This is a genomic window from Cupriavidus sp. FW305-27 (assembly GCF_058787995.1).
In genome coordinates, this window is sequence record NZ_JBYTAG010000043.1 from 14,864 (window position 1) to 35,724 (window position 20,861).

Annotated in this window: 19 protein-coding genes; 14 read left to right on the forward strand and 5 right to left on the reverse strand. The window is 69.4% G+C overall.

The annotated features are described in order from the left end of the window. Positions 1–60: 60 nt before the first annotated feature. The 4 genes from AC3WRI_RS20395 to AC3WRI_RS20410 are packed head-to-tail and all read left to right on the forward strand — an operon-like array spanning position 61 to position 4,175. Positions 61–1,179 (forward strand): DUF1214 domain-containing protein, encoded by a 1,119-nt coding sequence (locus AC3WRI_RS20395; protein ID WP_010814008.1) that lies wholly within the window; start codon positions 61–63, stop codon positions 1,177–1,179. Then, on the forward strand, positions 1,176–2,369 hold the full coding sequence (locus AC3WRI_RS20400) for a sulfotransferase family protein (RefSeq protein ID WP_011616711.1): 1,194 nt from the start codon (positions 1,176–1,178) through the stop codon (positions 2,367–2,369). Before AC3WRI_RS20395 ends, AC3WRI_RS20400 begins: the two co-directional genes overlap by 4 nt. Positions 2,370–2,402: 33 nt before the next feature. Next, the gene (locus tag AC3WRI_RS20405) at positions 2,403–3,194 is read left to right on the forward strand and encodes an SDR family oxidoreductase (RefSeq protein WP_010814006.1); all 792 of its coding nucleotides are present in this window, start codon (positions 2,403–2,405) and stop codon (positions 3,192–3,194) included. Between the two features lie 15 nt (positions 3,195–3,209). Next, positions 3,210–4,175, forward strand: coding sequence for a hypothetical protein (locus tag AC3WRI_RS20410; RefSeq protein WP_010814005.1), 966 nt, complete (start codon positions 3,210–3,212; stop codon positions 4,173–4,175). A 4-nt stretch (positions 4,176–4,179) separates the two neighbouring features. Here AC3WRI_RS20410 and AC3WRI_RS20415 read toward each other — a convergent pair whose 3' ends face one another. Genes AC3WRI_RS20415 through AC3WRI_RS20425 form a run of 3 tightly spaced genes read right to left on the reverse strand, consistent with a single transcriptional unit; the run spans position 4,180 to position 7,073 of the window. Beyond that, positions 4,180–5,277, reverse strand: coding sequence for a 3,4-dihydroxy-2-butanone-4-phosphate synthase (locus AC3WRI_RS20415; protein ID WP_492293948.1), 1,098 nt, complete (start codon positions 5,275–5,277; stop codon positions 4,180–4,182). Continuing rightward, complete coding sequence (lipP1, locus tag AC3WRI_RS20420) at positions 5,274–6,230, reverse strand: LipP1 family hormone-sensitive lipase (RefSeq protein WP_011616715.1); 957 nt, start codon at positions 6,228–6,230, stop codon at positions 5,274–5,276. The genes AC3WRI_RS20415 and lipP1 overlap by 4 nt, the downstream gene beginning before the upstream one ends. 33 nt (positions 6,231–6,263) lie before the next feature. After that, positions 6,264–7,073 carry an SDR family NAD(P)-dependent oxidoreductase gene (locus AC3WRI_RS20425; RefSeq protein ID WP_439672726.1) on the reverse strand — a complete coding sequence of 270 codons (810 nt, stop codon included), beginning with the start codon at positions 7,071–7,073 and terminating at the stop codon, positions 6,264–6,266. A 402-nt stretch (positions 7,074–7,475) separates the two neighbouring features. Here AC3WRI_RS20425 and AC3WRI_RS20430 point away from each other — a divergent pair, with 402 nt between their 5' ends. Then, positions 7,476–8,660 (forward strand): helix-turn-helix transcriptional regulator, encoded by a 1,185-nt coding sequence (locus AC3WRI_RS20430; protein WP_058697821.1) that lies wholly within the window; start codon positions 7,476–7,478, stop codon positions 8,658–8,660. 15 nt (positions 8,661–8,675) lie between these two features. Here AC3WRI_RS20430 and AC3WRI_RS20435 read toward each other — a convergent pair whose 3' ends face one another. Further along, entirely contained in the window at positions 8,676–9,020 is a 345-nt protein-coding gene (locus AC3WRI_RS20435) for a VOC family protein (RefSeq protein WP_010814000.1), read from the reverse strand. A 211-nt stretch (positions 9,021–9,231) separates the two neighbouring features. Here AC3WRI_RS20435 and AC3WRI_RS20440 point away from each other — a divergent pair, with 211 nt between their 5' ends. The 9 genes from AC3WRI_RS20440 to AC3WRI_RS20480 all read left to right on the forward strand — a co-directional run bounded on the left by AC3WRI_RS20440 (position 9,232) and on the right by AC3WRI_RS20480 (position 19,755). Further along, positions 9,232–10,383, forward strand: coding sequence for an LLM class flavin-dependent oxidoreductase (locus tag AC3WRI_RS20440; protein ID WP_011616717.1), 1,152 nt, complete (start codon positions 9,232–9,234; stop codon positions 10,381–10,383). Positions 10,384–10,584: 201 nt separating this feature from the next. Further along, positions 10,585–11,778, forward strand: a complete 1,194-nt coding sequence (locus AC3WRI_RS20445) for an acyl-CoA dehydrogenase family protein (RefSeq protein WP_011616718.1) — start codon at positions 10,585–10,587, stop codon at positions 11,776–11,778. 25 nt (positions 11,779–11,803) lie between these two features. Next, on the forward strand, positions 11,804–13,558 hold the full coding sequence (locus AC3WRI_RS20450; RefSeq protein ID WP_037025771.1) for an FAD-dependent oxidoreductase: 1,755 nt from the start codon (positions 11,804–11,806) through the stop codon (positions 13,556–13,558). After that, positions 13,555–14,079, forward strand: a complete 525-nt coding sequence (locus tag AC3WRI_RS20455) for a flavin reductase family protein (RefSeq protein WP_010813996.1) — start codon at positions 13,555–13,557, stop codon at positions 14,077–14,079. The genes AC3WRI_RS20450 and AC3WRI_RS20455 overlap by 4 nt, the downstream gene beginning before the upstream one ends. Positions 14,080–14,098: 19 nt before the next feature. Then, on the forward strand, positions 14,099–15,805 hold the full coding sequence (locus AC3WRI_RS20460) for an FAD-binding protein (protein ID WP_492293950.1): 1,707 nt from the start codon (positions 14,099–14,101) through the stop codon (positions 15,803–15,805). Beyond that, positions 15,789–16,553 carry an SDR family oxidoreductase gene (locus AC3WRI_RS20465; protein ID WP_010813994.1) on the forward strand — a complete coding sequence of 255 codons (765 nt, stop codon included), beginning with the start codon at positions 15,789–15,791 and terminating at the stop codon, positions 16,551–16,553. The genes AC3WRI_RS20460 and AC3WRI_RS20465 overlap by 17 nt, the downstream gene beginning before the upstream one ends. A 28-nt stretch (positions 16,554–16,581) precedes the next feature. Continuing rightward, entirely contained in the window at positions 16,582–17,649 is a 1,068-nt protein-coding gene (locus tag AC3WRI_RS20470; protein WP_010813993.1) for a ferredoxin--NADP reductase, read from the forward strand. Position 17,650: 1 nt separating this feature from the next. Then, positions 17,651–19,291 carry a FadD3 family acyl-CoA ligase gene (locus AC3WRI_RS20475; protein ID WP_492293952.1) on the forward strand — a complete coding sequence of 547 codons (1,641 nt, stop codon included), beginning with the start codon at positions 17,651–17,653 and terminating at the stop codon, positions 19,289–19,291. Continuing rightward, the gene (locus AC3WRI_RS20480; RefSeq protein ID WP_010813991.1) at positions 19,291–19,755 is read left to right on the forward strand and encodes a nuclear transport factor 2 family protein; all 465 of its coding nucleotides are present in this window, start codon (positions 19,291–19,293) and stop codon (positions 19,753–19,755) included. The genes AC3WRI_RS20475 and AC3WRI_RS20480 overlap by 1 nt, the downstream gene beginning before the upstream one ends. Positions 19,756–19,851: 96 nt before the next feature. On the opposite strand, the gene AC3WRI_RS20485 is transcribed toward AC3WRI_RS20480, so the two are convergent. Beyond that, complete coding sequence (locus tag AC3WRI_RS20485) at positions 19,852–20,718, reverse strand: SDR family NAD(P)-dependent oxidoreductase (RefSeq protein WP_041688002.1); 867 nt, start codon at positions 20,716–20,718, stop codon at positions 19,852–19,854. Positions 20,719–20,861 lie beyond the last annotated feature (143 nt).

Consider the following 20,861-nt stretch of genomic DNA (forward strand, 5'->3'; position numbering starts at 1 on the left):
GGCTGGGGCGGCCCCGCGCTCGGTATCGTTGCTTCGCCGACGAACCACGGGAGCAGGCAGATGGCGAACTCCGCCGAAGAACAATTGCTGAGCGGCCAGACCTGGGCCGAGTTTTGCGAGGTGCTCAAGCGCAGCGGGCAGCAGATCCTGCGCCCGGAGGCCCCCTCGGACGCGCTCACGCGCGCCGAGGGCTTCCGCTACCTGAGCCGCCTGCTGCGCATTGCGCTGGAGATGCATGTGGAATTTGCCGATCCGGCGTTTCCCGGCTTCTTCTCGCCGTCGCACGAAACCGCCAAGATCGGCGCGGACAATCCGGACAACCTGTACCGATACGCACGCCTGGACGGCAGTGCCGAGTACCGCATCCGCGGCCGGCGCGGCACGGTGGCGTACCTGAGTTTCGGCACGCAGAAGGGCGGCTATGAAACCGACGGGCGCATGGTCCAGACCGGCTTTCTCGACAGCAACAAGCTGGCAGTGGCGGCCGATGGCAGTTTCGAGATCGCCCTCAGCGCGCGCCAGCACGAAGGCAACTGGGTGCGCATGGAGCCGGGCACCAACGCGCTGGTGGTGCGGCAGACCTTTATGGACCGCAAGGCCGAGACCCCGGCCGAACTGCACATCGAGCGCCTCAATGGCAGCGACAAGCCGCCCGTGCTCGACGCTGAACGCCTGCATGGCGGCCTGCTGCGCGCCGCTGGCTTTGTCGAGGGGACCGCGCGCATCTTCGCCGACTGGGCCCAGGGCTATGGCGGCCATGTCAATGCGCTGCCGCCCGCCGACCAGGCCGTATGCCAGGCGGCCGGCGGCGATCCCAACATCTTCTACTACCACTCCTGCTGGGCGCTGGCGGACGACGAGGCGCTGGTGGTCGAGGTGGACCGGGTGCCGGCCTGCGATTTCTGGAATTTCCAGATCAACAACTACTGGATGGAGTCGCTCGACTACCGCTACCACGACATCTGCCTGAACAAGCACAGTGCCCGCCTGGATGCCAACGGCGGCGTCACCGTCGTCCTCAGCGCGCGCGATCCGGGCCTGCCCAACTGGCTGGAAGCCGCGGGCCACCGCAACGGCACCATGTGCTGGCGCTGGGTGGGGGCGGCGCAGCCGGTGCATCCGCGCACGCGCGTGGTCAAGCTTGAATCGCTCAGGAATGAATGCCGGGAGAACGCATGAACACCATCGCATCCGACCACACCGCAGTGCTTGACGTGGAGCGACTGCTGGCACAGGCCAGCGCACAGTCCGGCGGACTGACTGACTTTGGCCCGGGCGATTACCGCGAGGCGCTGGCGGTGCTGTCCGACTCGCTTGCGCGCGAAGCCGGGCTGTCGCCGCAGGGCGCGCAGATGCTGCAAGGCAAGCTGCAGGCGCAACTGGTGAACCGGCTGGTGATCCAGGACTACTGCCGGCGCTATCCCGAAATCCTGGAAGAGCGCGTCGACGATCCGCTGGTGATCGTCGGCCTGCCGCGCACCGGCACCACGCTGCTGCAGCGCATGCTGGCCACGGACGCGCGCTTCCACTCGGCGGCGTGGTGGGAAACGCGCTACCCGGCGCCGCTGCCCGGCGAGGACGTGCGCGATGCCGGCCGGCGCATCGGGCTGGCGCGCGAGGAGGTGGCGCAGATGATCCGCTTTATCCCGGACATCCTCGCCATCCATCCGCTCGACGCGATGGCGGCCGACGAGGAATTCATGCTGATGGAGCATTCCTTCCTGTGCGCGATGGATTCCTACGCCAACGTGCCGTCCTATACCGACTGGCTGGCGCGCCAGGACCACACCCAGGTCTATGCCTACCTGAAGACCATGCTGCAGTTCCTGCAGTGGCAGAAGCGGCAGCGCGGCGAGCCGCCGGCGCAGCGGTGGGTGCTGAAGACGCCGCAGCACCTGCATACGCTGGAAATCCTGTTCCGGGTCTTCCCCGGCGCGCAGGTCGTGCTGACCCATCGCGACCCCGCCCAGACCATTCCGTCGATGGCCAGCATGGCGCATACGCTGTGGAAGCTGTACGCCGACGCGCCCGATGCCGCCACGGTGGGGCGGCAGTGGAGCGGGCAGATGCAGCGCGCCACCGCCCATGCCATGACGGTGCGCGACGGGCTGCCTGCCGATTGCTTCCTCGACGTGCGTTTCGAGGATACCGTGCGCGATCCCTTCGGCGTGGCGCAGGCGGTCTACCGCTTTGCCGGCATGCCGCTGACCGAGTCCGCGCGCGCCGGCATGTGGGCATGGATGGAGGGCAACCCGCGCAACCAGCGCGCGGCGCACGCCTATACGCTGGAGCAGTTCGGACTGAGCCAGGAACAACTGGAACGCGATTTCGCCGGCTACCGCGCACGGCACATCCTGAAGCAAAACTAAGACTGCGCACTGCGCATCACAGGAGACAACACCATGCTGTTGAAAGACAAGGTCGTCATCGTGTCGGGAATCGGTCCCGGGCTGGGCGTCAAGCTGGCCGTTGAGGCGGCGCGCGAAGGCGCACGCGCCATTGCCATCGCCGCGCGCACCGCGGCGAAGCTGGACGACGCCCAGGCCCGCATCGATGCACTAGGCGCCGACTGCGAAGTGCTCAAGGTGGTGACCGACATCACCGACCGGGCCCAGTCCCGGCACCTGGCCGGCGAGACCATGCGCCGCTTCGGCCGCATCGATGCGCTGGTCAACAGCGCCTTCCAGCACGGCAACTTCCCCGAGCCGGTGGAAGCGGCCGACCTGGATGTCTGGCGCCAGGTGTTCGACACTAACGTGTTCGGCACCATGACGCTGACGCAGGAAGTGGCGGCGCTGATGAAGCCGCAGGGCGGCGGCGCCATTGTCATGATCAACACCCAGGCCACGCGCAAGCCGATGCCCGGCGAATCCGGCTACGCGGCGTCCAAGGGCGCGCTGGCGGTGGCGGTCAAGTACCTGGCGCGCGAACTGGGCCCGCATGGCATCCGCGCCAACAGCATCTTCATGGGCTGGATGTGGGGCGAGCCGGTGCAGGGCTATGTGCGCCACGCTGCGGCCGAGCAGGGCGTGAGCGAGGACACCGTGATCGCGCCGGTGACCGCGCAGATTGCGCTGGGCCGCATGCCGACCGACGACGACTGCGCGCGCGCTGCGCTGTTTCTCGTGTCAGACTACGCCAGGGCCATCACCGGCGCTTCGCTCGATGCCAACGGCGGCGATTTCATGCCCTGAGTCCTGACCACACCAATGACACGCTACTTTGCCTTCAACGGCGACGCCGACGGCCTGTGCGCCCTGCAGCAGCTGCGCCTGGCGCAGCCCGGCGACGCCACGCTGGTCACCGGCGTCAAGCGCGATATCCGGCTGCTCGAGCGCATCGACGCCGGGCCCGGCGATACCGTGACCGCGCTGGACATCTCGCTGGAGCAGAACCGCGATGGCCTGATGCGGCTGCTCGGCGCCGGTGCGCGGGTGGACTACTTCGACCACCACCATGCCGGCGAACTGCCCGGGCATGCCGGCCTGTGCGCGCATATCGACGAGGGGCCGGAGGTTTGCACCAGCCTCCTGGTCGACCGCCACCTGGACGGCTGCCACCGGCGCTGGGCGATCACCGCCGCGTTCGGCGACAACCTGGGCAGCGTGGCGCGCGCGCTGGCGGCGCAGGCCGGGCTGGGCGAGCGCGAAACCGCGGTGCTGGAACAGCTGGGCACGTGCCTGAACTACAACGCCTATGGCGAGTGCGTGGCGGACCTGCATTTCGATCCCGCCGAGCTGGCGCGGCACATGCTGCCGTTTGCCGACCCGCTGGCGTTCGCCGCGCAATGCGGGGCCTATGCGGTGCTGTGCGACGGCTATGCGGACGACATGGCCCGCGCGCGCCGCCTGGCGCCCGCGCACGAAGTGCCCGGCGCCGCGCTGCTGGTGCTGCCTGACGCGCCGTGGGCCCGGCGCGCGATCGGCGTGCTGGCCAATGAACTGGTGCGCGGGCGGCCCGGCGACGCCATCGGCCTGCTCTCGCCGAAGTCCGGCGGCGGCTTTGCCGTCAGCGTGCGGGTGCCCGCCCACAGCGCCACCGGGGCGGCCGATTTCTGCCGCGGCTTCGAGACCGGCGGCGGCCGGCGCCTGGCAGGCGGCATCAACCACCTGCCAGACGCCGAAGTGGAGCGCTTCACGCGCTGCTTTGCAGATTGCTTCGGTCCCCGTTCCTGATAATTCAGCACGGCGGCACGAACTCGGTGACCTCCAGGTCGAAGCCGGTGACGGCGCGATACGGCACCGGGTGGCTGAGCAGGCGCAGCTTGTGCGCCCCCACATCGCGCAGGATCTGCGCCCCGACCCCCAGCGCGCGTTGCGCGAAGGCCGGCGCCGGCATGGCGGCGGCCGGCGCTGCCAGCCGCTCCAGCCGCTGCTGCGGCGATTCGCGCTCATCCAGCAGCACCAGCACCCCACAACCCTCGGCGCCGATGCGGGCGAGCGAGCGCTCCAGGTTCCAGGCGGGCAGGGCCGGCGTGCCGAAGCCCAGCACGTCGCGCTGCATTTCCACGGTCTGCACGCGTGTCAGCACTGGCTGCCCAGGATCGGGCTGGCCCAGCACCAGCGCAAGATGAAGCGCATCGACCGGCGCGTCATGGTAGGCGTGCACGGTGAAGCAACCGAAGGGCGTGGCCAGTTCCGTCGAATGCGTGCGGCACAGCGCGCCTTCGGTCAGCAGCCGGTGGTGGATCAGCCCGCTGATCGAAACCGCCGGCAGGCCGTGGTGCCGCGCGAAGGCCAGCAGGGCGGGGCCGCGCAGCAGGTCGCCGTCGTCATCGAGCAGCATCGCGTAGGCGCCGGCGGCTACGCGACCGGCCAGCGCCGGCAGGTCTGAGCAGGCCTCGGCAAAGCCCGCGCGGCGCAGCACGCCGTCGGGCTGGGCCACCACCGGGAAGATGTGGCCGGGCTGGACCAGGTCATGCGGCTGCGCGCGCGCTGCCGCCGCCACGCGCAGCGTGAGCGCGCGGTCGGCGGCGGAGATGCCGGTGCTGACGCCGCTGGCCGCTTCGATCGACACCGTGTAGCGCTCGCGCTGGCGGTGGTTCGCGGCCATCGGCGGCAGCTGCAGCAGCGCGCGGCGCGCCTCGGTGATTGCCATGCAGACCAGGCCGCGCGCCTCGGCGGCCATGAAGTTGACATCGGCCTCGCTGGCGCGCTCGGCGGCAACCAGGACGCAGCCGGTGGCCTCGTCGGTCTCGTCCTCGATCACCAGCACACGCTGGCCCGCGGCCAGTGCCGCGAGCACGTCGGCCATCGGCGGCAGTGTGGTGGCGCTCATGCTGCCTCCTGCCGGCTGGTACTGCCGAAGGCCTGGCGCAGCGATGCCGCGGCCGCATCCAGTGCATCGCTGGCGGCATCGATCATCCCCTGCATGCTGATAAAGCCGTGAAACTGGCCGGGCCAGCGGCGCACGGTGGCGCTGCCGCCCGCGCGCTGCAGGGCCTCGCCATAGGCCTCGCCCTGGTCGCGCAGCGGGTCGTATTCGGCGGTGATGATGGTGGCTGGCGGCAGGCCATGCAGCTCGCGCTGGTGCAGCGGGCTGGCGCGCACATCGGTGGCGTCCGCCGGGTTGGCCAGGTACTGGGCGCGATACCAGTCCAGTTCCGCGGCACTGAGGAAGTAGCCCTGCGCGCATTCGCGGTAGCTGGCGCTGGTGGCCGCGGCGTCGCTGCAGTCCAGGTAGGGGTAGAGCAGCAGCTGGTGCCGCAGCGCGATGGCGCTGCCGCGCAGCTGCTGGCAGGCAACGGCGGCAAGGTTGCCGCCGGCGCTGTCGCCGGCCACGGCAAGGCGGGCCGGGTCGGCGCCCAGTTGCGCCGCATGCGCGGCGGCCCAGCGCACGGCCGCGACGGCGTCGTCGGCCGCGGCCGGGAAGCGTGCCTCCGGCGCGAGCCGGTAGTCGACCGACAGCACCAGCGCGCCGCTGCGGCGCGCCAGGCCGCGGCAGATGTTGTCGTGCGAATCGAGGCCGCAGAGGACAAAGCCGCCGCCATGGAAATAGACCACGAGCGGCAGTGCGGTGCCGTCGTCGGGCCGGTACAGGCGGGCCTTCAGCGGGCCTGCGGCGCCATCGATGGTGAGGTCTTGCTGCGCGGCGACGGTGTCGCCGGGCGCGAACGCGGGCATGGCAGCCAGCGCGGCACGGTAGTCGGCCGCGCGCAGCGCGGAAAAGTCGGGGCTGGGCATGGCGGCCATGGCTTCAAGCACGGCGCGGGCCTGGGGATCGAGCGGCATGGGGTCTCCTGGATTGCAGTGGGGAAATCGGTGTCAGAGCGCGAACGCCGGCGCGGTGCCGGCGGCAATGCCTTGCGCGCGCGCAAGCGCCGCATGCACGGCCTGCTCGTGCGGCAGGATCCAGAACTGGCCGGCCGAGACCCCGTCCAGGATGTAGCGCGCGACCGCGTCCGGCGTCATGCCGGCGGCAATGCCGCTGCGCAGCGCGCCGTTCATGTGGTCCACCTCCTGCGCGCCGCCACCGTCCAGGCCCGCAGCGATGCCGGTGGCCACCGGCCCGGGGCAGACCACGGACACGCCCAGCGGCAGGCCCGCGGCCTGCAGCTCCAGCGCGAGCCCTTCGCTGAGCGCCACCACCGCTTGCTTGGACAGCGTGTAGGGAGCCAGCCAAGGCCCCACGGCGAGGCCGGCCATCGAGGCCACGTTGACGATATGGCCGGCGCCTTGTGCCGCCATGCGCGGCACGAAGCAGCGCAGCGCGTGCAGCACGCTCCACAGGTTGACGCGCATCACGTGGTCGAACACTTCCGGCGGCAGCTCCCAGCAGCGGCCGGTGACGAGCACGCCGGCGTTGTTGACCAGCAGGTCGACGCGGCCCAGGCGCAGGAAGCTCTCTTCACATAGGTGCTCGATCTGCCGCGCGTCGCAGACATCGGTGGGCACGGCGATGACGTTCGCCCCCTGGCCGGCAAGCGCCTCGCGCACCGCTTCAAGCGCGCCGGCGTCGATATCGGCCAGCGCCAGCGCGTAGCCTTGCGCTGCCAGCGCCTGCGCGAGCGCGCGGCCGATGCCGTTGGCCGCTCCGGTGATCACTGCGGCCTGCTGCCGCGGGTTTGCCGCCATGGTCATGGTTCTCCGTGAAAAGAAGGCGGCGGGGATCGCCGCGCATGGCTGACTTGTAGCGGCAGCGCGGCGGCACGGCATCGTCTGTTTGGGTAGGACAGGGGGGCATCACACGGCGTGTAGGGGTTTGCCCTTGAACGGCCGGGATGGGTCTGTCCTTAGTCTGTTTGGAGTATGTGTTCGGCCCGCCGGCGCGTGAGGATTGGCCTGTCCCGCAGGACTAGTCCGGCCAGCGTGTGCAGCCGGTCTTGCCTAGGGCAAACCACGAAGGCGGGGGCAAGCCGCGACCCCTTTGCCGTCCCTATAATCAGGGCACAAAAAAGGGCCACAGAGCCCGTAGCAGGCCAGCGCCGACCCGGCACGTCCGAAGCGCTGCGCACGCCACAATGGAGACAGAGGAAAATGCTGATGGAGGTTAGCCAGAACCAGGCGGCCGTACACCTGTTCGCGCAGGCGACGGTGTCGCTGTCGGAGTTCAGCACATTGCTGGGCAATATCTACCAGGGCCCGATGGAGCAGGTGCCCTGGGGCAAGGCACTGGAACAGATCCGCCGCCAGCTCAATGCCAACTATTGCACCCTGATCCTGCGCTCGCCGGCCACGGACCGGCCCGGGCTGATGATCAATGCGTCCGAGCATGGCTCGACCTTGCCGGGCGAGACCTCCTACAACAACTACTACTACGCGCTCGACCCGTTCATCGGCCTGCCGTCGGACCGGGTGGTGACCATCGATGAGCATCTCGGGCCCGGCGCCTGGTGCCAGAGCGAGCTCTACCAGCAGTTCCTCAAGGACATCGGCATCCGCTACATCCTTGGCGCGGACCTGCGTACCGATGACGGCGTCGAATGCCGCTTCCGCGTGTGCCGCGAGCATGACGGACGCGACTTCTCCGCCGCGGACAAGGCGCTGTGCACCGCGCTGCTGCCGCACCTGAAGCGCGCGGTGGACCTGCACTCGCGCATCGACGTGGTTGAATCCGAGCGCACCGTCTATGCCAGCGCCATCGACCGCATGCTGGTCGGGATGGTGATCCTGGACGAGTCCGGCACCATCATCAAGACCAATGCCGCCGCCGATGAAATCCTGGGCGCCAAGGATGGCATCCGTGTCGCCAAAGGCAGCCTGGACGTGGAATACGGCCAGGAGAACCGCAAGTTCCAGCGCCTGCTGCGCCAGGCCATGATGGGCCACCTCGGCACCACGCCGGCGCTGATGGAAGCGATGTCGATCACGCGCCCGTCCGGCAGCGCCAGGCTGGGCGTGCTGATCCGCACCATCCCGCTCAGCGAGTGGTCCGAGGACAACCGCAAGCGCCCCGCCTGCGTGGTGTTCATCCGCGACCCCGAGCGGCGCTCGCAGGCCTCGCACGAGGTCGTGCGCCAGCTGTTCGACTTCACCCCGGCGGAGACGCAGCTGGCGCTGCAGCTGGCCAACGGGCTCACGCTCGATGAGGCCGCGGACGAGCTCGGCATCAGCAAGAACACGGCGCGCGCGCACCTGCGCGCGATCTTCTCCAAGACCGGCGTGACCCGGCAGGCCACGCTGGTGCGCATGCTGCTGAGCAGCGTGATTTCTCTCGGCTAAACCACGTAACGCACGTCAGGGCTTTGCGCTGAGCACCAGCGCAAAGCCTTCCGGCGTTTCCAGCACCGCGCGCGTCTCATGCGGCCCCTGCGCCGCGGGCAGCGTCACGCCGGCACCGGCACCCACCAGCCGCGCCATCGCTGCGGCGATATCGTCACCCTCATCCACCTTGAAGGCCAGCGCGGGCTGGTCCACCAGGCGTTCCTCGCCGGCCACCAGCGCCAGCGTCAGCGCGCCCGCGTCGAGCGCGCAATAGCGGTTTCCGTCGCGAAACTTCACCGGTAGTCCGAGTCCTTCCGTGAAGAACGGCAGCGCGGTGTCGATGTCCGCGACGGGGTAAAGCAGCAGCCTGGCTTGCATGATGTCCTGATCCTCCTGGTGAAAGCGGGCGTGATGCCCGTGGCCAATGATAGGGATGCTCCATGTCCTGTTCATAATCCAATCAGACGATGTTGCAACGCCTTGCGCCGACCACACTGCGATCACACAGGCCGTTTCGGGCCGGTGGCGCGGCAACGGGCGGCGCCCCGGCGGCGGTCCTGAACCATCAATGCCAGACAAGGGGACTGCAATGCGTTTTTCACTGATCTATGAAGCCCAGACCGTCGATGCCTCGCGTGCCGGCGACCACAAGGTGTTCGATGAAATCATGGAACAGGTGGTGCTGGCCGAGGACATGGGCTTTGACGTGGTCTGGGCGGTCGAGCACACCGCACTGACCAACTATGCGCACATGAGCGCGCCGGAAACCTTCCTGGCCTTCGTCGCCGGGCGCACGCAGCGCATCGGCATCGGCCACGGCGTGGTGTGCCTGCCGCCGGCGATGAACCATCCGGTCAAGGTGGCCGAGCGCATCGCCACGCTGGACATCCTGTCCGGAGGCCGCGTGCACTTCGGCGTGGGCAAGGGCGGCACCCAGCAGGAGGCCGGCACCTTCGGCTACGACCTGAACAGCCTGCACCCGATGATCGACGAATCGATGTACCTGATCCCGAAGATCATGACGCAGGACGAGATCGAGCACGACGGCGAGTTCATCAAGATCCCGCGCCGCCCGATCCACCCCAAGCCGCGCCAGGACCCGCACCCGCTGATGTACCTGGCCTGCACCAATGCCGACACGCTGCAGCGCGCCGGCGCGCGCGGCATGGGCGCGCTGGTGCTTGGCTTTGGCGGCCCCGAGGATGTCGCCAAAAAGAACGAGATCTACCGTACCGCGTGGGAGACCCGCAAGCCGGAGGACCAGGTGGGCTTCCGCCCGCACCAGCACCTGGCCGCGCTGTGCCCGACCATCGTGCTGGAAGACGGCCTGGCCGCGCGCAAGATCGGCATCAAGGGCCAGCGTTATTTCATGGAGTCGCTGTCGTACTGGTATGCCGGCGGCGAGCGGCCCGACCCGTCCACCTGGGACGACGAGCATGTCACCGCCACGGACGCGCAGGGCAAGGCCGTCATCAACACCAAGTTCGCCTCAGAGAAGGTCTCGGTGGATTTCAGCGACCCGTCGATGATGATGCTCAACCCCAACCATGCCTACGGTACCGTCGAGGACTGCATCGGCTACGTGCAGCGCCTGATCGATTCCGGCGCCGACGAGATCCTGTTCATCTGCCAGATGGGCACGGTGCCGCAGTGGGCGCAGCTGGAAACCATCCGCAATATCGGCGAGCACGTGATCCCGCACTTCCGCAAGCAGGGACGGAAGCTGCGCGCGCTGGCTTGATCGGCGCTATGCAAGCCTGCGGGTTTGCTCCCCTCTCCCGCTTGCGGGAGAGGGGCCGGGGGAGAGGGCCAGAGGGCCAGAGCATCCACGAAGTCCCACTCACCAAATCGCGACATAGCTAGTCCCAACAGACGATGGCACCCGGCCCCACCGGTGCAAACATCAAGGCCAGCTACAAGACCAAGCAACAAGGAGACCGCGGTGCATCACGACAACAATCCCAAGGAACTGGCGGCACGGCTGATCGCGCGTGCCGAGCAGATGATTCCGGTGCTGGCCGAGCGCGCCGCGCAGGCCGAGGCCGAAGCGCGCATTCCCGCCGAGACCATTGCCGACATGCAGGCCGCGGGCTTCTTCAAGGTGCTGCAGCCCCGCCGCCACGGCGGCTACGAACTCGATCCGCAGACCTTCTTCCGCATCCAGATGGCGCTGGCCAAGGGCTGCATGTCCACCGCCTGGGTCTATGGCGTGGTCGGCGTGCACAACTGGCAGCTGGCACTGTTCGACGAGCGCGCGCAGCAGGAAGTGTGGGGCAGCAACCCTGCCACGCTGATCGCCTCGACCTATATGCCGGTGGGCAAGGTCACGCCGGTCGAAGACGGCTATCGCTTCTCCGGCCACTGGAAGTTCTCCAGCGGCAGCGAACTGTGCGACTGGATCTTCCTGGGCGGGCTGGTGCCGCCGGCCGAGCCGGGCGGCGCCTATGACTACCGCACCTTCCTGCTGCCGCGCTCCGACTACAAGATCGTGCGCAACTGGGATGTGCTGGGCCTGCGCGCGACCGGCAGCCACGATATCGTGGTCGAGGACGTGTTCGTGCCCGAGTACCGCACCCACCGCGCCGTCGATGGCGCCATGGGCACCAGCCCGGGGCTGGCGGTCAATGACGTTCCGCTGTACCGGCTGCCGTTCGCGCAGATCTTCGTGCGCGCGGTGTGCACCGCCTGCATCGGCGCGCTGGAAGGCACGCTCGATGACTTTGTCGCCTATGCCGACGGCCGCGTCAGCAGCAACGGTGGCGGAAAGACCGCGGAAGACGGCGGCGCGCAGATGGCTTGCGCCAACGCGCAGGTCGCCATCGACGAGATGCGGACCATCCTTGAGCGCAATTTCGACGAGCTGCTGGCCGTTGCGCGTGAAGGCGGCCAGGTGCAGACCCCGCGCCGCCTGCATTTCCGCTACCAGTCCGCGCAAGTGGCCGAGCGCTGCGCGCAGCTGGCCAACGGCCTGCTGCGCTATGCCGGCGGCAACGGCATCTACCGCAGCAACCCGATGGTGCGCCGCTTCCTCGACCTGCATGCGGCCCGCGCCCACTACGCCAACAACCTGGACCGCTTCGGCCAGAACCTGGGCGGCGTGATGATGGGCCGCGCCAACACTGACTTCTTCATCTGAGCCGCGCGCCGCACGGAGATCCAATATGAGCCAGAGCAGAGCGCGCATGCAGCCCAGCGAGTTCGACGTGGTGGTGGTCGGCTCGGGCGCCGGCGGCATGCTGGCCGCCTGCCGCGCCGCGGACCGCGGACTGTCGGTGGTGGTGCTGGAAAAGAGCAGCCAGTACGGCGGCACCTCGGCGGTGTCCGGCGGCGGCATCTGGATTCCGCTCAACCACCATATCGCGCCGGCGGGCGGGCGCGACGACTACGCCACGGCGCTGGAATACATCCTGGCGTGCGCCGGCGAGCACGGCGATCCACAGCGCGTGCGCGCCTATCTTGAGCAGGCGCCCCGCATGCTCCAGTACCTGGAGCAGCAGGCCGGCGTGCGTTACTACACGCTGCCGCGCTACGCGGACTACTTCCAGAAGGTTCCGGGCGCGATGCCGGGCTACCGCGCGCTCGACCCGATGCCGTTCGACGGCGCGCAGCTGCGCGAGGAATTCGCACGGCTGCGGCCGCCGTCGCCGGGCACGCTGGTGGGCGGGCGCGTGGCCGTGACCTCGGCCGAGGCGCATGCGCTGCTGTGCCGCGCGCCCGGCTGGCTGGGCCTGGCGGTGCGCCAGTTTGCCCGCTACTGGCTGGACCTGGGCTGGCGCCGCAAGACCCGGCGCGACCGCCGGCTCACGCTCGGCAACAGCCTGGTCGGCGGCCTGCGGCGGGCCATGATGGACCGCGCGATTCCGCTGTGGCTCGACACCGCGCTGCAGGACCTGATCGTCGAGGATGGCACCGTGCGCGGCGTGCGCGCGGTGCAGGACGGGCGCGTGGTGGAGATCCGCGCGCTGCGCGGCGTGATCCTGGCCGCCGGCGGCTTCGAGCGCAACCAGGCCATGCGCGAACAGTACCTGCCGCAGCCGACCCAGGCCGCCTGGAGCGCGACCCCGCCCAACAACACCGGTGACGGCATCCGCGCCGCCCAGGCCGCCGGCGCCGGCGTGGCGCTGATGTCCCACGTCTGGGGCGCACCCACCGTGCATGTGCAGGGCGAGGAAAAGCAGCGCGCGCTCTTTATCGAGCGCGCCATGCCCGGCTGCCTGGTGGTGAACGGGCAGGGCCGGCGCTTCGTCAACGAGGCCGCGCCGTATTCCGAGTTCGTTCCCGCCATGTACCGCGACCACGAGAAAACCGGCAGCAGCGTGCCGGCGTGGATGGTGTTCGACGCCGCCTTCCGCCACAAATATCCGTGCGGGCCGATCCTGCCCGGCTCGGTCATGCCGGACCGCGGCATTCCGGCAAGCCTGTCCGGCATCCTGGTGCGCGCCGACTCGCTGGCGCAGCTGGCGCAGCGGATCGGTGTCGATGCCGGCGGCCTGGCCGACAGCGTGGCGCGCATGAACCACTATGCTGCCACCGGCGTGGACGAGGAGTTCGGCAAGGGCGACAACCTGTTCGATACCTACTACAGCGACCCGGCAGTGCGGCCCAACCCGTGCCTGGCGCCGATCGGCAAGGCGCCGTTCTACGCTGTGCGCATCGATGCCGGCGACATCGGCACCAAGGGCGGCCTGGTGACGGACGCCAGCGCGCGCGTGCTGCGCGACGACGGCAGCGCCATTGCCGGGCTGTTCGCCATCGGCAATACCAGTGCCTCGATGATGGGCACCAGCTATCCCGGCGCGGGCTCGACACTGGGCCCGGCCATGACCTTCGGCTTTATCGCTGCCGACGTGCTCTCTCAGAACGCGCGCCAGCCTGCCGCCGCGCCCCATGCTCAAACCGTACAGGAGGCCCTATGAGCGCCAACCCCGAACCCAGCACCGCGCTGCGCGAAGACATGCTGATGGCGATGCGCCGCATGGCGCGCTCGGTGGCGGTGATCAGCTGCCGCCATGGCGAGCGCCGCTATTCGATGTCCGTGACCGCGGTCGATTCGCTGTCCGCGGACCCGCCTTCGCTGCTGATCTGCATCAACCGCAATTCTTCGATCTACCCGCCGCTGGATGCCGGCGCGGACTTCTGCATCAACCTGCTGGCAGCCGACCACCGCGATATCGCAGTGGATTGCAGCGGCCGGCTCAAGGGCGAGGAACGCTTCACCAGTGGCGAGTGGGAGGACGATCTGCTCGGCGTGCCGTGCCTGCGCGATGCCCAGGCGAACCTGGTGTGCCAGCAGGATGGCCGCTTCGACTACGGCACGCACGCGGTCTTCATCGGACGCCTGCGCGAGGTAAAGCTGGCTGGCGAGGTGTCGCCGCTGGTCTATGTCGATGGTGCCTACACCACGTCCGCGCCGCTTGGCGCACTGTGTTCGGCCTAAGCCGGGAGCGCAAGCCAGCATGTACCCTCCGACCGATTCCGCCACGCCGGTCCACGCGCCGCTGCGCCTCGACGATCCGGACGCACACCCGTGGCAGGCCGCCTGCGATGCCGTGGTGGTGGGCTTCGGCGCCGCCGGGGCCTGCGCCGCGCTGGAGGCCGCGCATGGCCGCGCGCGCGTGATCGTTGCGGAACGCTTCGAAGGCGGGGGCGCCAGCGCCAAGAGCGGCGGGGTGGTCTACGCCGGCGGCGGCACGCCGTACCAGTCCGCCGCGGGCTACGCCGATACACCGCAGGCGATGGCGGACTACCTGCGCCAGGAGACGGGCGGGGTCGTCAGCGATGCCACGCTGCAGGCGTTCTGTCAGCGCAGCCGCGAGATGATCGGCTGGCTTGAAGGCCTGGGCGTGGGCTTTGCCGCCACCGTGCCGCCGCGCAAGACCTCGTATCCGGCGCAGCCCTACTACCTCTACTACTCCGGCAACGAAGCGGTCGCCGCCTACGCGCAGCATGCCGCGCCCGCGCCGCGCGGTCACCGCGTGAAAGGCCCCGGCATGTCCGGCCGCACGCTGTACGCCGTCCTGCGCGCCGCCGTGCAGGCCCGGCCGGAGGTGACGGTGATGCGCCAGACCGCGGCAAGACGGCTGATTCTCGACCAGGACGGCGCGGTCGTCGGCATCGAGCTGTGGCAGCTGCCGCCGGGCCGCCACCAGAAACGCCACGCCCGCCTGGCGCGCCTGGCCGAGCGCCTGCACAACGCAGCGCCTGCGCTGGCCGACCTGCTGCGCGAGCGCGTGCTGCAACTGGAACTGCGCCATGCGCGCCCGGTCGCGGTGCGCACCGGCGCGGTGGTGCTGGCCACCGGCGGCTTTATCTTCAACCGCGCCATGGTGGCGCGCCACGCCGGCAAATACCTGCAGAACTGGCGCCTTGGCGCGACCGGCTGCGACGGCAGCGGCATCCGCCTTGGTGAGTCGGCGGGCGCGGCCACGCGGCACCTGGAGCGGGTCTCGGCATGGCGCTTCATCAATCCGCCGTTCGACTGGGCGCGCGGCTGCGTGGTCGATGCGCAGGGCGCGCGCATCGGCAACGAGGAAACCTACGGCGCCACCCTTGGCCACGCCATCTGCGAACGGCATGGCGGGCGGGCCTGGCTGGTCCTGAACCGCGAACTGGCGCGCGCCGCGCTGCGTGAATGCCTGGGCGGCCGGCTGTGGGCCTTCCAGGCCTTGCCCGCGGCGCTGCTGATGCTGGCGGGGGCGCGGCGTGCCTCCAGCCTCGAAGCGCTTGCCGGCAAGCTGGGCATGCCCGGCGCGGCGCTGCGGGCCACCGTCGATGCCTATAACGCCGCGGCCCGCGGCGAGATCCCCGATCCGGCCGGCAAATCGGCGCCGATGTGCGCGTCGCTCGAAACCGGGCCGTGGCTTGCCATCGACATCTCGGCCAACAGCCGCGTCTTTCCGTGCCCTGCCATCACGCTGGGCGGATTGTCGGTGGAAGAGTCCAGCGGCCGTGTACTGGCCGCCGCTGGCGGGGCGCCCATTCCAGGGCTCTACGCCGTGGGCCGCACTGCCGCTGGCATCGCATCCAACCATTACGTAAGCGGCCTGTCGCTTGCCGACTGCATCTGGTCGGGGCGCAACGCGGGCCGCCATCTGACACGACAGCCTGCCGGCGACCGGCAGGCACACACCAACGAGGAGCCCACCCATGAGCCAACGTACTGAAGGAAAGATCGCCATCGTCACCGGGGCCGCCAGCGGCGTCGGCAAGGAAGACGCGCTGCTGCTGGCGCGCGAGGGCGCGCGCGTGGTGCTGACCGACCTCAACGAGGAGGCGGGCCATGCGCTGGCGCGCGAGATCGGCGAGACCGCGCTGTTCGTGCCGCATGACATCGCCAGCGAAGCCGGCTGGCAGCAGGTGATGGCGCGCACCGAAAAGCAATTCGGCGCCCCCAGCGTGCTGGTCAACAATGCCGCCATCCTGTTGCTGGGTTCGGTCGAGGACGCCACGCTGGAGCAATGGCAGCGCGTGATGCGCATCAATGCCGACGGCTACTTCCTCGGCTGCAAGTACGGCGTGGCCGCGATGAAGGCGGGCGGCGGCAGCATCGTCAATATGTCGTCGGTGGCGGCGCTGGGCGGCATGGGCGCGTTCTGCGCCTACAGCGCGAGCAAGGGCGCGGTGGCTGCGCTCACGCGCGCGGTGGCGGGGCACTGCAAGCAGAGCGGCTACCGGATCCGCTGCAACTCGATCCACCCGGACGGCATCCTTACGCCGATGACCGCGGCCTTCCTGCCGGGCGGTGCCACGGCCCTGCCGGAGGAGGTGGGTGGCGCCGAGCCGATGCAGCGCATGTGCCATCCGCGCGACGTGGCCAACCTGGTGCTGTTCCTGGCCTCCGACGAATCGCGCTTTATCAACGGTGCGGAACTGCGTATCGACAACGCGCAGACCATCATGGGCGTGGCCTGACCCCGCCCTCAAGCAATAGAAGGACATCATGGCGCCAGTGCAATTCCACCGGCTGCAGATCGCCGAAGTCGTCACGGAAACTGACCAGGCGCATTCGCTGGTATTCGCGCTGCCGGACGGCCTGCGCGATGCGTTTGCCTACCGTCCCGGGCAGTTCCTGACCCTGCGCGTGCCCGTGGACGGCGTGCCGCTGCAGCGCTGCTATTCGCTGTCGAGCACGCCTGAGGTGGACAACGCCCTGCGCGTGACGATCAAGCGCGTGCAGAGCGGGCGCGTGTCCAACTGGATCTGCGACCACCTGGGCGCGGGCGATACGGTCGAGGTGATGCCGCCCGCCGGGGTGTTCACCCCGCCCGCGCTGCATGGCGATTTCCTGCTGCTGGCCGGCGGCAGCGGCATCACCCCGGTGCTGTCGATCGCCAAGGCGGCGCTGCGCCACGGGCGCGGCGCGGTCACGCTGGTCTATGCCAACCGCGACGAGCGCTCCATCATCTTCCGCGAGGCGCTTGCGGAACTGGCGCGCAACCACCCCGGCCGGCTGCGCGTGATCCACTGGTTGGACAGCGTGCAGGGGCCGCCCACGCAGCGCCAGATCGAGGAACTGGTGCGGCCGTGGAGCATGGCGCAATGCTTTGTCTGCGGGCCCGGCCCGTTCATGGACGGCGCCCAGGCCGCGCTTCAGGCCCTGGGGGTGCCGCGCGGGCAACTGCACGTCGAGCGCTTCGTGTCCTTGCCCGATGTGCCGGCGGCCAAGGCACCGGCAAGCGGGGCCGCCAGCGCGGGGGACACCGCCACGGCATCGCCCGCGCCCGCGATGCGCGGCGCCGCACTGACCGTGCAGCTCGACGGCGAGATCCACCACGTCGGCGTGGCGCCGGACGAAACCGTGCTCGACGCGTTGCAGCGCGCCGGCGTGGCCGCGCCCAATTCCTGCCGCGCCGGGCTGTGCGGCGCCTGCATGTGCCAGGTGACGCAGGGCGACGTGACGCTCGGCGAGAACCATGTGCTCGACCGCGCCGACCTGGAGGCGGGCTGGACCCTGGCTTGCCAGGCCCGCCCGTCCAGCGCCGAAATCCACCTGAAGTTCCCGGATTGACATGACCCCATCTGACATCATCGACGCCATTGCGGCACCGGCCGGCCTCGACCTCGACCTCGCCGCCGCCAACGACGACATCGCCGCGACCATTCCCGAGCTGGTGCGGCGCGCGGCCAGGCGCCACGGCGAGCGCATCGCCATCCAGGAAGACGGGCTGCGCCTCACCTACGCCGCGCTCGACGCCAGCCGGATACAGGCGGCCCGGGCGCTGATGGCGCTGGGCGTGCAGCCCGGCGACCGGGTTGCCGTCTGGGCGCCGAACTTCTCCGAATGGATCATCGCGGCGCTGGCCACGCACAGCATAGGCGCGGCGCTGGTGCCGCTCAACACGCGCATGAAGGGGGCCGAGGCCGGCGCCGTGCTGGCCGACAGCGGCGCGCGCCTGCTGTTCTGCGTCGACGCTTTCCTCGGCGAAAGCTATCCGCAGATGCTGGCGCCACACCGCCCCGCCACGCTGGAGCGGCTGGTGATCCTGCGCCCCGGGCAGGGCCGGACGCCCGGCCCCGACGAGCTGGCCTGGGAAGCCTTCCTCGCGCTGGCGCCACAGGCGGACATGGCGGCGTTCGCCAAGCGCGAGGACGGGGTGCGCGGCGACACGCTGATGGACATCATGTTCACCTCGGGCACCACCGGGCGTCCCAAGGGCGTGATGACCGCCCACGCGCAGAACCTGCGCGCCGTCGACGGCTGGGCCGCCATCACCGGGGTGCGGCCGGGCGACCGCTACCTGATCGTCAATCCGTTCTTCCATACCTTTGGCTACAAGGCCGGATGGCTCGCCGCGCTGTCGCGCGGGGCCACGGTGCTGCCCCACCTGGTGTTCGACGCCGAGGCCGTGATGACGCGCGTGGAGAACGAACGCATCACGGTGCTGCCCGGGCCGCCGACGCTCTACCAGACCCTGCTTAACGCGCCGCGCCTGCGTGAGTTCGACCTGTCGTCGCTGCGTGTCGCGGTGACCGGTGCCTCGGCGATCGCGCCCGCGCTGATCCAGCGCATGCGCGACGAACTGGGCTTCGACACCATCATCACCGGCTACGGCCTGACCGAGTCGTGCGGCTTTGCCACGCTGACCCGCGCCGGCGACGACGCCGAAACCGTCGCCGCCACCTCCGGCCGCGCCATGCCGGGCATCGAGATCCGCTGCATCGATGGGCAGGGGCAGCCGGCCGCCACCGGCGAGGCGGGCGAGGTGCTGGTGCGGGGCTACAACGTGATGCAGGGCTACTTCGGCCTGCCCGAAGCCACCGCCGAAGCCATCGACAGCGAAGGCTGGCTGCATACCGGCGATGTCGGCACGCTCGATGCGCGCGGCTACCTGCGCATCACCGACCGCATCAAGGACATGTTTATCGTGGGCGGCTTCAACTGCTATCCGGCGGAGGTGGAGAAGCTGCTGGTGGCGCATCCGGCCGTGGCCCAGGTGGCGGTAGTGGGCATCCCGCACGAGCGGCTCGGTGAAGTGGGGCGTGCCTACGTGGTGCTGCGCCACGGCGCGCGCGTGGACGCCGAAGCCCTGATCGCCTGGGCGCGCCGGCACATGGCCAACTACAAGGTGCCGCGCGAGGTGCTGTTCGTGACGTCGCTGCCGGTCAGCGCGGCAGGCAAGGTGTTGAAGTACCAGTTGCGTGAAGCCTGATGAACAAGGAACCGATCATGACCGACATTGCCGCCATTGCCGACCGCGTCGCGCGGCTGGAAGCCGCGGAGGCGATCCGCGCGCTCAAGCTGCGCTACCTGCGCGCTTGCGATGACAAGGACCCTGACGCGATGCGCGCCTGTTTCGTGCCGGACAACGCGCATATCCACTATGACCGGATCGGCAGCTTTGCCGGGCGCGAGGCACTGGTGCAGTGCTTTGCGGAACTGGCGTGCCGGCCGACGCTGCGGGAGATGCATTTTGCGGGGCAGGGGGATATCCGTGTGCTGGATGACAATCTGGCGCAGGGCAGCTGGGATCTGGCCTACCTGGCGCTGGATGATGCCAGTGGTTCGCGTACCTTTCTAACGGGACGTTATGCGGATGAGTATGTGCGGATCGATGGTGCGTGGCTGATTCGCTCGACGATGTTCACGACGGGGTTGGTGTCGCAGGGAGGGTAGGAGGCCGCGCTTGTTTGCACCCCTTTCCCGCTTGCGGGAGAGGGGTGCGCATGCGAGAGGTGGTGGCAATTTCCAACGCTCGCGCGCGCCCAATTCCTATTCCACAATCGCCGGATGCACCGGCGGGGGCCCGCCCAGTGTCTGCCGGTACGACGGCGGCTGCACCCCCTCCGAATCGACGATGCCATAGGCCAGCGCCGCTTCGGCGCTAATCAACACCCGGCCGGACTTTTCCATCAGCGCAGGGTCGCGGTACAGCGCATCGATAATCCTCCCCGTGAACTCCGGCGTCTCCGCCACCGGCGCGAAGCCCGCGTACTTGTCCGGATGCTTTTCCCATACCCGCAGTGTGCGCGCAGTGCGCAGCGGCCCCATCCACAGCGACACCGCCGCGACGCCGTAGGGCCGCAGGTCGACCGCCATGTCGTGCGCGAACTTGTCGATGCCCGCCTTCTGCGCGCCGTAGGCCGGACCGTGCATATAGCAGTTGGCACCGAATGACGAGGTGAACACGATCAGCCCGCGGCCCTGCGCGGCCATCATGGGCGCGGCATGCCAGCTGGCGACGTAGCCTGAGCGCAGGCCCACGTCGAGGATGCCGGCCATCTCCAGTGGCTTCTGCCAGAACGGCCCCGGCATGATGAGCTCGTCGTGCAGGAAGGTCGCATTGTTGACCAGGATGTCGATCCGACCGGATTCCTCTCGCACCCGCGCGAACAGACGCGCCACCTGCGCATCGTCGCGATGATCGCACGCGAGCGCGATGCCGCGCCCGCCCAGCGCATCGATCTCGCGTGCGGTGGCGTGGATGGTGCCGGGCAGCGGCGCGCTGCCTTCCTGCTCGGTGCGTCCGGTCACGTACACCGTGGCGCCTGCCGCACCGAGCGCCAGTGCGATGCCCTTGCCGGCACCGCGCGAGCCGCCCGTGACGACGGCGACGATGGCCTGTTCCGCCTGCTTCATGTGTGTCTCCTTCATTGATGTCATCGAAGCTTGGAACGGGCACGGCATCGCGACATCCTTCGTTCGGACTAAGCGATACCCGGTCCGGATACTCCACGCGGACGATGGCCCCCGGCGCGGCAAGGCCGACGATAGTCCCCATC

Bases quoted from the DNA above. Each gene is read 5' to 3' on its own strand.
- AC3WRI_RS20395 (WP_010814008.1), top strand. From the start codon at position 61: ATGGCGAACTCCGCCGAAGAACAATTGCTGAGCGGCCAGACCTGGGCC.
- AC3WRI_RS20400 (WP_011616711.1), top strand. From the start codon at position 1,176: ATGAACACCATCGCATCCGACCACACCGCAGTGCTTGACGTGGAGCGA.
- AC3WRI_RS20405 (WP_010814006.1), top strand. From the start codon at position 2,403: ATGCTGTTGAAAGACAAGGTCGTCATCGTGTCGGGAATCGGTCCCGGG.
- AC3WRI_RS20410 (WP_010814005.1), top strand. From the start codon at position 3,210: ATGACACGCTACTTTGCCTTCAACGGCGACGCCGACGGCCTGTGCGCC.
- AC3WRI_RS20415 (WP_492293948.1), bottom strand. From the start codon at position 5,277: ATGAGCGCCACCACACTGCCGCCGATGGCCGACGTGCTCGCGGCACTG.
- lipP1 (WP_011616715.1), bottom strand. From the start codon at position 6,230: ATGCCGCTCGATCCCCAGGCCCGCGCCGTGCTTGAAGCCATGGCCGCC.
- AC3WRI_RS20425 (WP_439672726.1), bottom strand. From the start codon at position 7,073: ATGGCGGCAAACCCGCGGCAGCAGGCCGCAGTGATCACCGGAGCGGCC.
- AC3WRI_RS20430 (WP_058697821.1), top strand. From the start codon at position 7,476: ATGCTGATGGAGGTTAGCCAGAACCAGGCGGCCGTACACCTGTTCGCG.
- AC3WRI_RS20435 (WP_010814000.1), bottom strand. From the start codon at position 9,020: ATGCAAGCCAGGCTGCTGCTTTACCCCGTCGCGGACATCGACACCGCG.
- AC3WRI_RS20440 (WP_011616717.1), top strand. From the start codon at position 9,232: ATGCGTTTTTCACTGATCTATGAAGCCCAGACCGTCGATGCCTCGCGT.
- AC3WRI_RS20450 (WP_037025771.1), top strand. From the start codon at position 11,804: ATGAGCCAGAGCAGAGCGCGCATGCAGCCCAGCGAGTTCGACGTGGTG.
- AC3WRI_RS20455 (WP_010813996.1), top strand. From the start codon at position 13,555: ATGAGCGCCAACCCCGAACCCAGCACCGCGCTGCGCGAAGACATGCTG.
- AC3WRI_RS20460 (WP_492293950.1), top strand. From the start codon at position 14,099: ATGTACCCTCCGACCGATTCCGCCACGCCGGTCCACGCGCCGCTGCGC.
- AC3WRI_RS20465 (WP_010813994.1), top strand. From the start codon at position 15,789: ATGAGCCAACGTACTGAAGGAAAGATCGCCATCGTCACCGGGGCCGCC.
- AC3WRI_RS20470 (WP_010813993.1), top strand. From the start codon at position 16,582: ATGGCGCCAGTGCAATTCCACCGGCTGCAGATCGCCGAAGTCGTCACG.
- AC3WRI_RS20475 (WP_492293952.1), top strand. From the start codon at position 17,651: ATGACCCCATCTGACATCATCGACGCCATTGCGGCACCGGCCGGCCTC.
- AC3WRI_RS20480 (WP_010813991.1), top strand. From the start codon at position 19,291: ATGAACAAGGAACCGATCATGACCGACATTGCCGCCATTGCCGACCGC.
- AC3WRI_RS20485 (WP_041688002.1), bottom strand. From the start codon at position 20,718: ATGAAGCAGGCGGAACAGGCCATCGTCGCCGTCGTCACGGGCGGCTCG.